Raw genomic sequence first — 14,326 nt, 5'->3', positions numbered from 1 at the left:
GCAGCTCACAACCGCCCCCAAGGCAGCGTATGACGCCGCCGGTCCACTTTCGATAATCGCCTCCGACATTAAGTCCCCCGTTGCGGAGCGCGCCATGCACAACAATAAGAACTTCAAGCATCGTTTCTTGCCGGCCTTCATCGCCAGCCTGTCGTCCTTTGGCCTGAGCTCAATGGCCGAGGCCGAGATCATGCTGTACGACAAGGACCAGACCACGTTCTCCACGGATGGCTACATCAACGCCTTCTACGTGAACAGTGACGTGGACCGGGCCGGCGAGCAGTACGACCGGCGCCAGGCCCGGGTGAAGATGGGATTTCTGCCCAACTACCTGGGCTTCAACATGGGCAAGCAGGTCGATGACCTCAAGCTCGGCGCCCGCGCCTCGTTCTGGGTGACCATCAACGACAGCGAAACCAACGGCACCGACACCGCCATCGACGTGCGGCAGTTCTATGGCACGGTAGCCAATCCAGAGTGGGGCGAGGTGCTGATCGGTAAGGACTTCGGCCTGTTTGCCCGCTCCAACATCCTGCTCGACGAATTACTCGCCGGTTATGGTCAGGTCAGCGATACGTTGGGCCTGGTGGACGGCGGCGGGGTGTCGTTCGGCAACATCGGCAGCGGCTACCCGTACCCGTTCCCGACGTCGCAGATTACCTATCGCACCCCGGTGATGGATGGCTTACGGGTAGCGGTCGGGATCATGGACCCGGTCGACACCAACGACAGCAGCGCGACGGGCAAGGCGTATCAGGAGAACCCGCGCACCGAGAGCGAGATCACCTATCAGTTCGACGTCGGCGGGGCGAAGATTTACAGCTGGCTCAACGGCAGCTACCAGACTTCGGACAACACCGATTCCAGCGTCGAGTCCGTCACCTCCAAAGGCGTCGGCTACGGCGTGCAGGCGAAGATGGGCGGGCTGTCGCTGACCGGCTCCGGCTTCCAGGCCAAGGGCATCAACCCGTTCTTCACCAACAACGCCGGCGAACCGACCCTGCGCAATGTCGACAGCGATGGTTACCTGTTGCAGGGCTCCTACAAACTGGGCAAGAACCGCTTGGCCCTGTCTTACGGCAAGACCGAGGACGACGGCAACGGCGTGGTCGGCAGCGGTGCCGATTACGAGACCCGCGGCATTGCACTGTTCCATGACGTCAACGACAACCTGAAGCTGGTGGCCGAGTACAACCAGTTCGAAATCAATGGCCACGACACCACGGCCCAGAATGAAGACACCGATACGTTTGCGGTGGGGGCGGTGTTGACCTGGTAACGCAAATCCTTTGTAGGAGCGAGGCTTGCCCGCGAAAGCGGTGTGTCAGTCGACATTAATGTTGAATGTGACGGCCTCTTCGCGGGCAAGCCTCGCTCCTACGGGGGAATGTGCTGTTTTGCAGATGCCGTCCGGCTCTCATCCCATCGAACCACCCACCCACTACCCAAGTAGCATTCGCCGCCCCCCGCAGGCTTCGTACACTCGTGCCTCATACAGGCGCACCGGCGAGGGGCGAGGATGGAGCAGGTTCAGAACGACGGTGTGGTCAGTGGCATGTCCCAGGCCACCGATGCCCAGCAAGCGGCTCAGGATCTGGCGCGACAACTCTTGCACCCGCACTTGGGTTTCGTGCTGTTCTTCTGTTCCGCCGAGTACGACTTGCAGGCGCTGGGGCAGGCGTTGCAACAGAGCTTCGGCGGCATTCGTCTGGTGGGCTGCACCAGTGCCGGAGAAATCACCCCCCAAGGCTATGGCCGCAGCTGCGTGACGGCGGTGGGCTTCGATCATCGGCACTTTTCCATCTCCACCGAACTGATCGACGAGATGGAGCATTTCAGCCTGATCGATGCCCAGCAAATGGTCGAGCGACTGGTCAGCGGCTGTCGCAGCAACACCCTGGCACCGATCAAGGGCAACAGCTTTGCCCTGACCCTGCTCGATGGCTTGTCCAGCCGTGAAGAAATGGTTCTGGCGGCCTTGAGCGCGGCGTTGGGCGACATTCCGCATTTCGGCGGATCGGCCGGCGACGACAACTACCTGACCCACACCCACGTGTATTTCGGCGGCGAGTTTCACAGCGGCGCGGCGGTTGTGGTGCTGGTCAATACCTGGCTGGACTTCGAAGTCTTCACCACCCACCACATCCTGCCCAGGGCCGAGAAACTGGTGGTCACCGCTGCTGACAGCGCCTCGCGCCGGGTGTTCGAGCTCAACGCTGAACCGGCCGCCGAGGAATACGCCCGGCACATCGGCGTGGCGGTGGCCGACCTCGATTATCGGATCTTCGCCGCGCATCCGTTGGCGGTGCGAATCAACGATCAGTATTACGTGCGGGCGATCCAGCAGGTTCATCCAGACCTGAGCCTGAGTTTCTATTGCGCGGTGGAAAACGGCATCGTCCTCACCGTCATGACCCCCGGCCCCATGCTGCCAAATCTGCAAAGCCTGTTCGATGGTTTGCAGGAGCGTCTCGGGGACCTGTTGCTGACCATCGGCTGCGACTGTTTTCTCAGGCGTCTGGAACTGGAAGACGGCGGCAATCTCGAGCAGATCGGCGCGTTTCTGCGGGAGCAGCGGGTGATGGGTTTCAACACCTACGGAGAACAGTTCAATGGCATGCACATCAACCAGACCTTCACCGGGGTTGCCATTGCCCGAGGCCGCTCCCCTGGACAGCGCTGACCTGCAGGCGCAGATCGCCAGCCTGCGCCACGAAAACCACAAACTGCAGCGCATCAATGGCGCGCTGATCGAGCGCATCGAATCCGGCATCACCCGGGGCAACGACCCCTACGCGGCGTTCCAGCATTCGGTGGTGCTGGCCGAACAGGTGCGTGAGCGCACCGATGCCCTGAACCAGGCCATGGCTGAACTCAAGGCCGGCAATCATTTGCTCAGTGAGGCACGGCTGCGGGCCGAAACCGCCCATCAACACTTGATCGACGCCATCGAAAGTATTTCCGACGCCTTTGTATTGTTCGATGCCGAGCAGCGGATCGTGTTGTTCAACAGCCGCTTCAAGGCGTTCTGGGGCAACAGTCGGGTGCGCATCAATGCCGGCATGCGCCTGCGCGAGGTCAAACGGTTGATGACCGCGACCGGACTGTTCAGCGAAGAACCCCGCGGGCATGCCGACGAAAACCTGCTCTATCGCCTGCACAACGGCCGCTGGCTGCAAGTCAGCGAACGGCCGACTCAGGAAGGCGGGCGGGTGATCCTGTTCACCGACATTACCGACGTCAAACTCAGCGAAACCCTGCGCCGCGAGCAGGCGGTGGCGCAGAAGTCGCACTTGTTACAACGGGCGGTCGACAACCTGTCCCAAGGGGTGGCGATGGTCAACGCCGAAGGCATTCTGGAACTGTGGAACCGGCGCTTCCTGGAACTCAGCGGCCTGGCCCCGGTGGCGGCCCATCGACCGTTCGCCGAAGTGATTGCCGACAGCGAACTGAACCTGCTGACCCCGGCCAGTCGCGACCCGAACGGGCGGCACGTGCAGGAATGCGAGCAGCGCCTCTACGATGGCCGGGTGCTGGAAATCCGCACCCATCCGTTGCCCACCGGCGGTTTCGTCAACACCTTCACCGACATCACCGAACGCTACCAGCACGCCGAAGCGCTCAGCGAAAGCGAGCGCTGGATTCGCCTGATCACTGACCATGTGCCGGCGCTGATCGCCTACCTGAATGCCGATCTGGTCTATGAATTCACCAACAAAGTCTACGAAGAATGGTACTGCTGGCCCCGGGGCGTGATGCTTGGGCAGAGCCTGCGCGAAGTTCACAGCGAACAGCATTACCAACGCCTGGAAGCCTACGTGGCCCGGGCCCTGGCCGGCGAGAGCGTGACGTTCGAGTTTGCCGAAACCAACATCAATAATCAGGAGCGCTACATGCTGCGCTCCTACGTGCCCAATCGCCTGGCCACCGGGGAAGTGGTGGGGATTTTCGTGTTGATCCGCGACATCACCGAGCGCCGCCGCACCGCCGAAGCGCTGCATCAGGCCTATCAGAACCTTGAATTGCGGGTGCGTGAACGCACCACCGAACTGACCACCCTCAATGACCAATTACTGCGCGAAATCGAAGAACGCCGCCGGGTGGAGTCACGCTTGCGCGAGGCCAAGCTCGAGGCCGAGCAGGCCAACCTGTCGAAGACCAAATTTCTCGCGGCGGTCAGCCACGATCTGCTGCAACCGCTGAATGCCGCGCGGTTGTTTACCAGTGCCTTGCTGGAGCGCCGGGAGCCGGTGGCCAACGAGACGCTGGTGCGCAACGTGAGCAATTCCCTGGAAGACGTGGAAAACCTGCTGGGCACGCTGGTGGACATTTCCAAACTCGATGCCGGGGTGATCAAGGCCGACATTGCGCCATTCGCCCTCAGCGAATTGCTGGAAAACCTCGCCGCGGAATACACCCAAGTGGCCCGCAGCGAAGGTCTCGAGCTGCATTTCATCCCCTGTTCGGCGTTGGTGCGCAGCGACATTCAGTTGCTCGCGCGGATTCTGCGTAATCTGCTGAGCAATGCCATTCGCTACACCTACAGCGGGCGCGTGGTGCTTGGTTGCCGACGTCATCACCAGCGGCTGACCATCGAAGTCTGGGACAGCGGCCTGGGCATTGCTGAAAACCGTCTGGAGGAGATTTTTCAGGAGTTCAAGCGAGGGGATGTGCAGCGTCCGGATCAGGATCGTGGCTTGGGGCTGGGCCTGGCGATCGTCGAGAAAATCGCGCGCATTCTCGGCCACCGGATTCACGTGCGTTCATGGCCGGGCAAGGGCTCGATGTTTTCCGTCGAAGTACCGTTGAGTGCCACGGCGCCCAAGGCATTGCCGAACCTGTTGATGAGCGAACCGATGCTCGAGCGCCTGCGCGGTGCACGGGTGTGGGTGCTGGACAACGACGCGGCGATTTGCGCGGGGATGCGCACCTTGCTCGAAGGTTGGGGCTGCCGGGTGATCACGGCGCTGTCGGAAGAGGACCTGGCGCGCCAAGTGGATAATTATCACGCCGAAGCCGACCTGCTGATCGCCGACTATCACCTGGATGACGAGAAGAATGGTGTCGACGCCGTGGCCCGCATCAACGCCCGTCGCGCTTCAGCGATCCCGGCAATGATGATCACCGCCAACTACAGCAACGAACTCAAACAGCAGATCCGCGAACTGGGCCACACCCTGATGCACAAGCCGGTGCGGCCGATGAAGCTCAAGACGGCGATGAGTCATTTGCTTGGTCGGCCTTGAGGTGTGCCTGAGAGAGTTGGGTGATTTTTAGGGCCCCTTCGCGAGCAAGCCCGCTCCCACATTGACCGAGTCGACTCAGATCTAATGTGGGAGCGGGCTTGCTCGCGAAGGGGACGACTCGGTCTTCTGGTTGCCTGCGAACTCAGCGCCGCAAATACGACCCGAAATCAATATCCCCGGCACTCAATATCGCCTGCACCCGATTGTGCACATTGAGTTTGCGCAATATCGCCGAGACGTGGGCCTTGACCGTGGTTTCGGCGATTTCCAGGGTGTAGGCGATCTGTTTGTTCGATTCGCCCTTGGTCATGCGCTCAAGCACCAGCAGTTGTTTGCGGGTCAGTGCCTGGAGCAATTCGGGCGGGAAGCTCGGAGTATCATTCATCCGGCGATGAGTGCCGCTTTTTTGCGTGCGGATGATGTCCGGCGGCAGGTACACATTGCCGTTGAGAATCTGCTGGATGGCTTCGGTCATCTGTACCCGAGGCGAGGACTTGGTGATGAATCCCACTGCGCCATAGGTGATGGCTTGCAGCACGATTTGTTTGTCCTGCTCGGCCGAGACGATCACCACCGGAATGGTCGGCGCCTCGTTGCGCAGATTGATCAGGCCATTGAGGCCATGCATGCCGGGCATGTTCAGGTCGAGCAGGATCAGGTCCAGGTCGTCGTGTTCCTGGGTCAGGGCCAGGGCACTGTCGAGGTCGGCGGTTTCCATGACCTCGCTGCCGGGGAAACCGTCGCTGATGACGTTATGAATGGCTTCGCGAAACAGCGGGTGATCGTCGGCAATCAGAATTTTGTACATGGCCTTTCACCTCATTATTTTTGATTCGGGTGTGACAACAACACGCAGCGCTCACGTCAGGGAAAGGGCTCGGGCCGGTCCGGCGTCACGGGCAGGTTCGCCGCTTGCCAGGCATCCAGTCCGTCGCGGTACCAATACAGTGTTTTATAGCCTATGGAAGCGGCGCGTTTTACCGCGTTCCAGCTCAACCAGCAATCGGAGCGGCAGTAAAAGACCAACGGTCGCGTCAGATCACCCGCCGTCAATTGTTGCAGGTGGCGCGCGAAATAATCCTGCCACGGGGGCGTCAGGTCACCGTCACCGGTATTGGCCAGCCAATGGCTGCCGGGCAGGTTTTCATGGGCCTCATCTTCGATGAAACGGCCTTGCAGCCATTGCCGGCGGTAGACATCGATCAGCAGCGGATGGGGCGTCTGCTTGAGCAGGTTTTGCAGGGCAGGCGTGTCGATGATACTCGCGCCCTGAAGCTGAGTCGGGGTTGGGCTGCGGTATAGACCGATGCGATAACCTTCGGCGGAGAACAGCGCTGTTTCAGCCTTCGCAACGCCCAGCAACAGGCTCAACGACAGTGCGGCGAGAGAAGGGCACAGCAGAACACGTCGTGCACGCGGCATGGGGTTCAGTCCTTATAGTTATGAACCCATTACATGCCAGTAGCGGTGCGTTGTGAATGCGACGATAGACAGGTAAACCAGTACTAAAGTAGTAATTTGTCTGGTTTTATGGGACCCGCGTCGTACACCGATGCTGCGTTCAATGGAGACCCAATGTGGGAGCGGGCTTGCTCGCGAAAGCGGTGTGCCGGTCGACAGAGATGTTGAATGTACTGGCCTCTTCGCGAGCAAGCCCGCTCCCACAGGGGAATGTGTTGTCAGTTGGTTTTGCGCAAGGTTTGCTCCCACACTGAATAGTGTGTGAACACAAAATCTGTGAACACCAGATCAACTGTGGGAGCGGGCTTGCTCGCGAAAGCGGTGTGCCGGTCGACAGAGATGTTGAATGTACTGGCCTCTTCGCGAGCAAGCCCGCTCCCACAGGGGGAATTGTGTTGTCAGTTGGTTTTGCGCAGGGCCGCATGCTGGGGGTTGAAGGTGAGTACGGCGAGCAGAGTGAATATCAGTGTCAGCCCCGTACATACCGCCAGCGCCACCAGGTTGAAGCATTCATACAGCGCAAACCGCACCAGTTCCACTGCATGGGTGAACGGGTTCAAGGCGCACAGCCAATACAACCACTCGCTGGACTCGCGCATTTTCCACAGCGGATACAGCGCCGACGACAGGAAAAACAGCGGGAAGATCACGAAGTTCATCACCCCGGCAAAGTTCTCCAACTGGCGGATGGCGTTGGACAGCAACAGGCCCAGCGCGCTGAGCATCAACGCCACCAGCAGCAATGCCGGCAAGGCCAGCAACAAACCCATGGCCGGCGGTTGCACACCGTACAGCCAGGCAATCGCCAGAAAGGCATACACCTGCAACAGTGAAATCAGCGACGTCGCCAGCAATTTGCTGCACAGCAGGAAGGTCCGGGGCAGGGGGCTGGTCAGCAGCACGCGCATGCTGCCCATCTCCCGGTCGTAGACCATCGACAGCGAACCTTGCATGCCGTTGAACAACAGGATCATGCAGGCCAGGCCCGGGATGATGTAAACCTCATAGGGGATGTAGGTGTCGTAGGGCTCGATGATGGCGATGCCGAGTGCGGCGCGAAAACCGGCAGCGAACACCAGCAGCCACAGCAACGGCCGCACCAAAGCGCTGAGAAACCGCGTGCGCTGCAACACAAAACGCAGCCATTCGCGCAGCACGATACCGCTGAAACATTGCCAATAGGCGTTCATTGGGCGGCTCCTGAAGTCGTCAGTCGAGTGAAGGCCGAACCGAGGTCGCCGCCATGTTCCAGGCTCAACGCCTCAGCCTGTCCGCTGGCCACCAACCGCCCTTGGTGCAGAATCAGCAAGTCGTCCCTGGGCTGCACTTCATCCAGCAAATGAGTGGTCCAGAGCACGCTGATGGTGTGCTCGCGGCACAGGCTGCGGATGTGTTGGTTGAGCGCCAGGCGACTGGCCGGATCGAGGCCGACGCTGGCCTCATCGAGCAGCAACAGGCTTGGCTCATGCAGCAGCGCACGGGCAATTTCCACCCGCCGACGATGGCCGCCATTGAGCTCGCGCACCCGTTCGCGACGGCGCTCGGTCAGGGCCTGGCGTGCCAGTTCGGCGTCCACTCGCAGGTTGGTCTGGCGCCGGGACAGGCCATGCAGCGCGGCGTGATAACGCAGGTTTTGCTCAACACTGAGGTCCAGATCCAAAGTGCTTTGCTGAAACACCACACCCAATTGCTTGAGCGCCGGACGTGCCGAGGTGCGCAAGGAGCAGCCGCCGACCCGAATATCACCGCGCTGCACATCATAAAGGCGGGTGAGCAGCGCAATCAGCGTCGACTTGCCCGCGCCGTTCGGTCCCAACAGCGCCGCAAAACGCCCCGCTGCCAGATTGAAACTCACCTGACGCAAGGCCTCGCGCGCGCCGTAAGCGAAACTCAGGTCGCTGACTTCAAGGGCGTTCATGGTGTCACCACCACGCCCCACGGATAGCGCCCGACTTTCACCGATTTAGTGACCTTGAGGCTGTCGACATCGATCACCGATACGTCGCCGCTGACGCCATTGGTGGCCAGCAATTGCCGTTGATCCGGGGTAAACGACATCTGCCAGACCCGTCGGCCCACCAACAGGTAATCAAGGATCTCGAAGGTCTTGGCGTCGATCACCGCCACATGATTGGCCGGGCCGAGCGCGACGAAACCGTACTTGCCGTCGGCGCTGAGTTTGATCCCCACCGGCTGGACTTTGTCCGGGTGCACGCCTTTGATCTGGAAGGTCAGGGTCTTGAGTACCTTGCGGCTGGCGACGTCGAGAATCGTCACCGTGCCGCCGATTTCCGCCGAGGCCCAGAGCTGCGAGCCATCGGGATTGAATTCGACGAAACGCGGCCGCTGATCGACCAGGGTGTTGTCGGCCAGGGTCTGAGTGCTGGTGTCGATCCAGTGCAGCATGTTAGTGGTTTCACTGGTGTTCACCGCCCACTTGCCGTCGGGGCTGACGGCCATGCCTTCGGGCTCGACGCCGACGTTGATCTGCCCGAGTACTTTGGAGGTTTCGGTGTCGATCACCGTCACCAGCGCATCGTCCTCGTTGGAGACGTACAGCCAGCGATTGTTGGGGTGCAGGGCGAATTGCTCGGGGTCTTTGCCGGAGGGCAGTTCCTTGATGATCTTGCGCGTGGCGATGTCCATCACCTGGACCCGATCCGAATCACTGGCGCAGATGTACAGCAGCGTGTTGTCGTGGGACAGCAACAGGCCGCGCGGGCGCTGGCCGACGGGCAGGGTCTCGGTGACTTGCAGGGTCTGCATATCGATCAGGCTCAGGCTGTTGTCCTTTTCGTTGGAGACCCAGGCGGTGCTGGCAGCGGCGTGCCCGGCGGCGAGCAGCAGGGCCCAGGAAAGCAGGGCACAGGAAAGCAGGGTGCGGCGCATGGCAGATTCCTTATTGTTGTTGTCGAAAAAAAAGGATCAGAGAAAGCGGCAGCGGACCTCGGCTTTGTCGTAACCCAGGCTGTCCATTTCGTTGACGGGGTGCAGGAAACCGTCTTGCGGCGAGGTGCTGACCAGCGCCCGGGGTTGCACGATGGGGATCGGCTGGCGCAACTGACCGTTCCACGGCCGATAACTGAGCTTGCGACCCTTGAAGCCGTCCAGCGGCAATTGATCGCTGATCTCAAGCGTACGAATCGCCATGGCATCAGCCTGACGCAGTTTGCCCACCGCACTGGCGATGCTGCGTACGGCAATCCACGCGGCGAAATCCCGGTCGTTCATCCAGCGCCCGGCCACGGCTTCGAAGCGTTTCTGCAACTGCGCGGCGCCGTAGGTTTCCACGGTCTTGTGCCAGCCCACCGGGGTCAGGCCCTGGGTGCCGGCGACCGGCCGTGGATACCAGGTCTGGTAGGGCACGTACTCGCCGAAGTCGCCGCGTTCATCGGCCACCAGCACCACGTCGTACTCGGCGGTCTGGGTGAACAGCGGCATGTCGGCCTGGGCGCTGCGCCGCTGATCGTTATCAAAGCTCCAGGTTTTCTCCGCCACCAGTTGCAGGCCGAAGCGTTTGGCCGCCCGGCGCAGGGCGGCGGCATAGGCTTGATCGTCCGCGGTCGGGCCGACGATCAGCAGCGCCCGCTGCCATTTGCGCAGCACCAGAAATTGCGCCAGCGCATCGGCCAGCATCGCCCGGCTTGGCAGGCTGTGTAGCACGTTCGGCAGGCAGTCGGTGCTGCGCAGGCTGTCATCCGCGCTGCCGGCGTTGAACAGCAAGCTGTCGGGTAGCACGGCGCTGAGACGGCGCAGGGTCTGCGCTGGTGCATTCACCACAAACAGGCGCAGGCCTTGTTCGTATTGGGCTTTGGCCGCTTCGATCAGCGCATCCGGATTGTCGACGCTGGCGCTGACCAGGCTGTAGCTGTGGTTGAGAAAGCGCCCGGTACTGTTGCTGTCGGTGATCGCCAGTTCGGCGCCGCGCAGGCCGGCATCGGTCGGTTCGGGAATGACGTTCGACAGCAACGGCCCGGGGTCGGGGCGATAACCGAGGTAGCCGATCTGCACTTGCAGCGGTGCCTGCGCCGCCTGAACCTGGGTCGCCACCCCGGCGGCGCAGGCAATCGCCAGCAAGTAGATCAAGGCATAAGGGGCGAGCTGGCGCATAAAGGCACTCCATCACAGGTAGCGTCAGCATAGGAACCCTGGACGGGCGGGGAAATATGCAGAAAGTACCGATGGGCCAGTACCAAGGTAGTAACTCACCCCGGGCGGCGCGGTTTTAGCATGGATTGCAACGGCCATCACTCAAGGGGGGAGATTGACCATGCGAATTCTCAAAGCACTGCTCCTGCCGTTTTTGCTGATCCTGACCCTGATCGGCATCGACAAGCTGCACGGCGCCCGCCCCGTATTGGTTGGGCCTGCGCCACAAGCCCTACTACCAAGGGAGTAGGCCGCGGCCACCAAAGCAGCATGGGGTTGGCGCAAAGCCGTTCCTAAGATGGGTGCCATAGCCTCTTCAAAGAGGTTTTGCGTGCAATCTTGAGGGCAGAACAATGACAACAAAACGCAGCGCCTTGCTCGTTGCCGGACTGCTGGCCGGTTTCATCAACGCAGGTTCCGTCTGGGCCCACGGCAACGTGGTCCCCCAAGCCGTCGAAACCCAGGGACTGACCCCGATCAAGGATGCCGGTGTGCAGGTCGATGCCGATGGTTGGGCGGCGGCGAACCCTTACCGTTCCTCCCCGGAACGCGAAAAAGCCGTGCAAATCGGCTCTTCGGCCTACAACCAGAACTGCGCGGCCTGTCATGGCCTGGAAGCCAAGTCCGGCGGCATCGCTCCCGACTTGCGCATGCTCGACGTCGGCGAGGCCGGTGATGAATGGTTCGTCGAACGTGTGCGCCATGGCGCCGTGCGTGACGGCCGGGTGTACATGCCGAAGATGGCCGACTACCTGAGTCAGGAAGCCTTGTGGGCGGTACGCACCTACCTGGACAGCGTGCATGTCGAGGAGTGACCCATGCGTTTGCTCGCGGTGTTGATCAGCGCTGTGTGGCTGTGTTGCCAGGCAGCGCAGGCGCAGGTCCGTACCTATGACGAAATGATCGCCGCCGCCGAGCTGAAAGTCGCGGTGTACAAGGACTTCGCGCCCTACAGCTTTGAAGACGCTGGTCAGGCTCGCGGGGTCGATGTTGAACTCGCCCAGGCGCTGGCCAAGGCCATGGGGGTACGCCTGAAACTGATTTGGGCACCCGCCGGAGAAAAGCTCGACGACGACCTGCGCGATTACATCTGGCGGGCCAGCCAGTTGCACAATCAGCAACTGGCCGACCTGATGATGCGCGTGCCCTACGATCGCGATTACGCACAGAAACGCAATGAACTGGGTGAGCTGGAAAACGGCCATGTGGTGATGTTCGGGCCGTACCAGACCGAACAATGGCAAGTGGCTTATGACCGTCGTCGATTGGACTCAGTGGCCAGCGTCGCGGTGTTCCAGCAACACCCGATCGGCGTCGAAGTCGACAGCGTGCCGTCGTTTTACCTGACCTCGGTGTTCAACGGCATGCTCGCCGCCAAGACCCATCACTACCCGGGCGTGCCCCAGGCCTTTTCCGCGATGAAGGCTGGTGAAGTCGACGCGGTAATGGCCATGCGCGGCGAGATCGACTGGCAAGTTCATCAGGCCGCCGACCCGCAAGTGGCGCTGGCGGAAAACGCCTACCCGAACATGGGCAAACAGCTTTGGGAGATCGGCATGGCTGTGCATGAAAGCAATCGGCAACTGGCCTACGCCGTGGAAGAGGCGCTGGAAGCGTTGATTCGTGAGGGCTCGGTGAAAGCCATTTATGCCCGTTACGGCCTGCGGTATGACGTGCCCGAGATGTATCAATAGTGAACTGGCGAGCGAGTTGTCTGTTGGCCTGCTGGTTACCCTTGGCCGCGAACGCGGCGGACGTCGAGCCGGGTAAAGACCCGGTGCCGTCGGTGATGTGGGGGTTCTATCACAAGCAGATGCTCGGCGACGCACCGTTCGTGTTCGACGAGCGGGTCAAGTTGCTCGCGCCACCGTTTGCCGAAGACGCCCGGCAAGTGCCGCTGGAAATCGACGCCCGGGCGTTCAAGGGCGAAGTGGTGCGCATCCTCGCCTGGGCCGAACTCAATCCGCTGCCGAAAATCGTCGACTTCGAACCCTTGACCGGTGTGCTGCCATGGCTGTCGATCCGCATCCGCGTTGAACAAGCCACGCCGTTGCGTGCGGCGGTATTGACCCGCGATGGGCTGTGGCATGTCGGCTCGACCCTGATCGATGCGGCGGGCGGCGGTTGTACGGCGCCAAGCGTGGTGCGCACGCAACCGGGTTGGGAGGAACGCATCGGCGAAGTGCTGGGTGGCCGTTATCCCCGGGGCGAGTTCAGTCGCGTGCGTTTGCAGGTGGCGCATCCGATGGACAACGGCATGGTCAGCGGCATCCCGGAGTTTTTCATCAACCAGGCCGAGCTGCGCGATCAAAACGATCAATTGCTGGCGCGTCTGGAGTTGTTCCCGGCGGTCAGCGAAAACCCCAATCTGGCCTTTGACATCGAAGGAGCAGGGCAGACGCGTCTGGTGTTGCGCGACAACAGCGGCAATCAATTCGATGCGGCCATACCCTGACCCAAGGAGCGAGTGATGCGCTGGATGCTGCTGTTGTTCATCAGTCTGAGCCTGCCGACCCTGGCCGATCCCGATTACGCACTCAAGCCCCGGCAGATCGCCGAAGGCACCTGGCTGCTGGAAGGCAGTACCGACAACTTCGCCAAGAGCAACGGCGGCAACATCGTCAACACCGCGTTCATCGTCACGGAAAAGGGTGTGGTGGTCATCGACACCGGGCCGTCGAAACGCTATGGCGAGGCCCTGCGCAACGCGATTGCGGCGACCACCGATAAGCCGGTGATCCAGGTGCTGCTGACCCATCACCATCCTGATCATGTGTTGGGCAACCAGGCTTTCACCGACGTGCCGATTGGCGCCTTGGCCGGTACCACCGAACTGTTGCGGCAACAGGGTGATGCCATGGCTGAAAACATGTATCGGCTAGTGGGTGACTGGATGCGCGGCACCGAAGTGGTGTTGCCGACGCAGGTGCTGACGCCTGGCATGCACAGTTTTGGGAACCACGATTTGCGCCTACTGAGTCTGGGTGGGCACACCGGCGCGGATCTGGCTATTCTCGACCAGAAAACCGGCGTGTTGTTTGCCGGGGATCTGGTGTTTTATCAACGCGCCCTGACCACGCCCAACAGCCCGGGGCTGTCGGTGTGGCTGGCCGAGATCGCGACCCTGCAGGGATTGCCGTGGACACTGATCGTCCCCGGCCATGGGCCGGTGGCCACGGATACAAAACCGTTCGAGCAGATGCACGATTACCTGACCTGGCTGGACCAGCTGATGCGCGACGGCGCGGCCAATGGCAGCGACATGGCCGAGATGATCCGCAGCCCCATCCCCGAGCGTTTCGCCGGGATCAGCCTGAGTCGCTATGAACTGATCCGCAGCGTCAGCCATTTGTACCCGCGTTACGAACGGGGGCAGATGAGGCGGGTGGATTCGGGCCAGCACTGATGTTGCCTGACACACCGCCTTCGCGAGCAAGCCCGCTCCCACATTTGAGCGGTGTGAACGCAGA

At 61.3% G+C, this 14,326-nt stretch carries 14 protein-coding genes; 8 read left to right on the top strand and 6 right to left on the bottom strand.

What is annotated here, in order from left to right:
* The first annotated feature begins 94 nt into the window (after positions 1-94).
* The 3 genes from KW837_RS13560 (at position 95) to nahK (ending at position 5,246) form a co-directional block, all read left to right on the top strand.
* Positions 95-1,279: a porin gene (locus tag KW837_RS13560; RefSeq protein ID WP_123495237.1), complete on the top strand. Its 1,185-nt coding sequence runs from the start codon at positions 95-97 to the stop codon at positions 1,277-1,279.
* 240 nt (positions 1,280-1,519) lie between these two features.
* A complete protein-coding gene (gene nosP / locus KW837_RS13555) occupies positions 1,520-2,683 on the top strand; it encodes a nitric oxide-sensing protein NosP (protein ID WP_218396395.1) in 1,164 nt (387 codons plus the stop codon).
* Positions 2,613-5,246, top strand: a complete 2,634-nt coding sequence (gene nahK / locus KW837_RS13550; protein ID WP_371317128.1) for a hybrid sensor histidine kinase/response regulator NahK/ErcS' — start codon at positions 2,613-2,615, stop codon at positions 5,244-5,246. Before nosP ends, nahK begins: the two co-directional genes overlap by 71 nt.
* A 142-nt stretch (positions 5,247-5,388) precedes the next feature.
* Here the strand turns inward: nahK and KW837_RS13545 are convergent, their stop codons facing one another.
* The 6 genes from KW837_RS13545 to KW837_RS13520 all read right to left on the bottom strand — a co-directional run bounded on the left by KW837_RS13545 (position 5,389) and on the right by KW837_RS13520 (position 10,817).
* A complete protein-coding gene (locus KW837_RS13545; protein ID WP_008005351.1) occupies positions 5,389-6,054 on the bottom strand; it encodes a response regulator transcription factor in 666 nt (221 codons plus the stop codon).
* A gap of 56 nt (positions 6,055-6,110) precedes the next feature.
* Entirely contained in the window at positions 6,111-6,668 is a 558-nt protein-coding gene (locus tag KW837_RS13540) for a PQQ-dependent catabolism-associated CXXCW motif protein (protein WP_218396393.1), read from the bottom strand.
* 437 nt (positions 6,669-7,105) lie between these two features.
* A complete protein-coding gene (locus tag KW837_RS13535; RefSeq protein WP_218396391.1) occupies positions 7,106-7,897 on the bottom strand; it encodes an ABC transporter permease in 792 nt (263 codons plus the stop codon).
* Positions 7,894-8,625, bottom strand: a complete 732-nt coding sequence (locus tag KW837_RS13530) for an ATP-binding cassette domain-containing protein (RefSeq protein ID WP_218396389.1) — start codon at positions 8,623-8,625, stop codon at positions 7,894-7,896. Before KW837_RS13530 ends, KW837_RS13535 begins: the two co-directional genes overlap by 4 nt.
* Positions 8,622-9,596, bottom strand: coding sequence for a YVTN family beta-propeller repeat protein (locus KW837_RS13525; protein WP_218396387.1), 975 nt, complete (start codon positions 9,594-9,596; stop codon positions 8,622-8,624). Before KW837_RS13525 ends, KW837_RS13530 begins: the two co-directional genes overlap by 4 nt.
* 36 nt (positions 9,597-9,632) lie before the next feature.
* Positions 9,633-10,817 (bottom strand): ABC transporter substrate-binding protein, encoded by a 1,185-nt coding sequence (locus KW837_RS13520; RefSeq protein WP_218396385.1) that lies wholly within the window; start codon positions 10,815-10,817, stop codon positions 9,633-9,635.
* Positions 10,818-10,977: 160 nt separating this feature from the next.
* Between KW837_RS13520 and KW837_RS28780 the strand changes: the two genes are divergently transcribed.
* The 5 genes from KW837_RS28780 (at position 10,978) to KW837_RS13500 (ending at position 14,262) form a co-directional block, all read left to right on the top strand.
* Positions 10,978-11,106, top strand: coding sequence for a hypothetical protein (locus tag KW837_RS28780; RefSeq protein WP_256348746.1), 129 nt, complete (start codon positions 10,978-10,980; stop codon positions 11,104-11,106).
* A gap of 103 nt (positions 11,107-11,209) precedes the next feature.
* Positions 11,210-11,671 carry a cytochrome c-550 PedF gene (gene pedF, locus KW837_RS13515; protein WP_192343615.1) on the top strand — a complete coding sequence of 154 codons (462 nt, stop codon included), beginning with the start codon at positions 11,210-11,212 and terminating at the stop codon, positions 11,669-11,671.
* Between the two features lie 3 nt (positions 11,672-11,674).
* Positions 11,675-12,550, top strand: coding sequence for an ABC transporter substrate-binding protein (locus tag KW837_RS13510; RefSeq protein WP_123495217.1), 876 nt, complete (start codon positions 11,675-11,677; stop codon positions 12,548-12,550).
* Positions 12,550-13,311, top strand: coding sequence for a quinoprotein dehydrogenase-associated SoxYZ-like carrier (locus KW837_RS13505; protein WP_218396383.1), 762 nt, complete (start codon positions 12,550-12,552; stop codon positions 13,309-13,311). The genes KW837_RS13510 and KW837_RS13505 overlap by 1 nt, the downstream gene beginning before the upstream one ends.
* A gap of 15 nt (positions 13,312-13,326) precedes the next feature.
* Positions 13,327-14,262 (top strand): quinoprotein relay system zinc metallohydrolase 1, encoded by a 936-nt coding sequence (locus KW837_RS13500; RefSeq protein ID WP_218396381.1) that lies wholly within the window; start codon positions 13,327-13,329, stop codon positions 14,260-14,262.
* Positions 14,263-14,326 lie beyond the last annotated feature (64 nt).

This window comes from Pseudomonas sp. PDM24 (assembly GCF_019218905.1).
Lineage (GTDB): Bacteria > Pseudomonadota > Gammaproteobacteria > Pseudomonadales > Pseudomonadaceae > Aquipseudomonas.
Note: the sequence above shows the minus strand (reverse complement) of the source record. Positions and strands in the feature narration are given on the sequence as shown.

Coding starts and splice junctions, on each gene's coding strand:
- nosP (WP_218396395.1), top strand. CDS start 1,520: ATGGAGCAGGTTCAGAACGACGGTGTGGTCAGTGGCATGTCCCAGGCC.
- nahK (WP_371317128.1), top strand. CDS start 2,613: ATGGCATGCACATCAACCAGACCTTCACCGGGGTTGCCATTGCCCGAG.
- KW837_RS13545 (WP_008005351.1), bottom strand. CDS start 6,054: ATGTACAAAATTCTGATTGCCGACGATCACCCGCTGTTTCGCGAAGCC.
- KW837_RS13540 (WP_218396393.1), bottom strand. CDS start 6,668: ATGCCGCGTGCACGACGTGTTCTGCTGTGCCCTTCTCTCGCCGCACTG.
- KW837_RS13510 (WP_123495217.1), top strand. CDS start 11,675: ATGCGTTTGCTCGCGGTGTTGATCAGCGCTGTGTGGCTGTGTTGCCAG.
- KW837_RS13530 (WP_218396389.1), bottom strand. CDS start 8,625: ATGAACGCCCTTGAAGTCAGCGACCTGAGTTTCGCTTACGGCGCGCGC.
- pedF (WP_192343615.1), top strand. CDS start 11,210: ATGACAACAAAACGCAGCGCCTTGCTCGTTGCCGGACTGCTGGCCGGT.
- KW837_RS13535 (WP_218396391.1), bottom strand. CDS start 7,897: ATGAACGCCTATTGGCAATGTTTCAGCGGTATCGTGCTGCGCGAATGG.
- KW837_RS13520 (WP_218396385.1), bottom strand. CDS start 10,817: ATGCGCCAGCTCGCCCCTTATGCCTTGATCTACTTGCTGGCGATTGCC.
- KW837_RS13560 (WP_123495237.1), top strand. CDS start 95: ATGCACAACAATAAGAACTTCAAGCATCGTTTCTTGCCGGCCTTCATC.
- KW837_RS28780 (WP_256348746.1), top strand. CDS start 10,978: ATGCGAATTCTCAAAGCACTGCTCCTGCCGTTTTTGCTGATCCTGACC.
- KW837_RS13525 (WP_218396387.1), bottom strand. CDS start 9,596: ATGCGCCGCACCCTGCTTTCCTGTGCCCTGCTTTCCTGGGCCCTGCTG.
- KW837_RS13500 (WP_218396381.1), top strand. CDS start 13,327: ATGCGCTGGATGCTGCTGTTGTTCATCAGTCTGAGCCTGCCGACCCTG.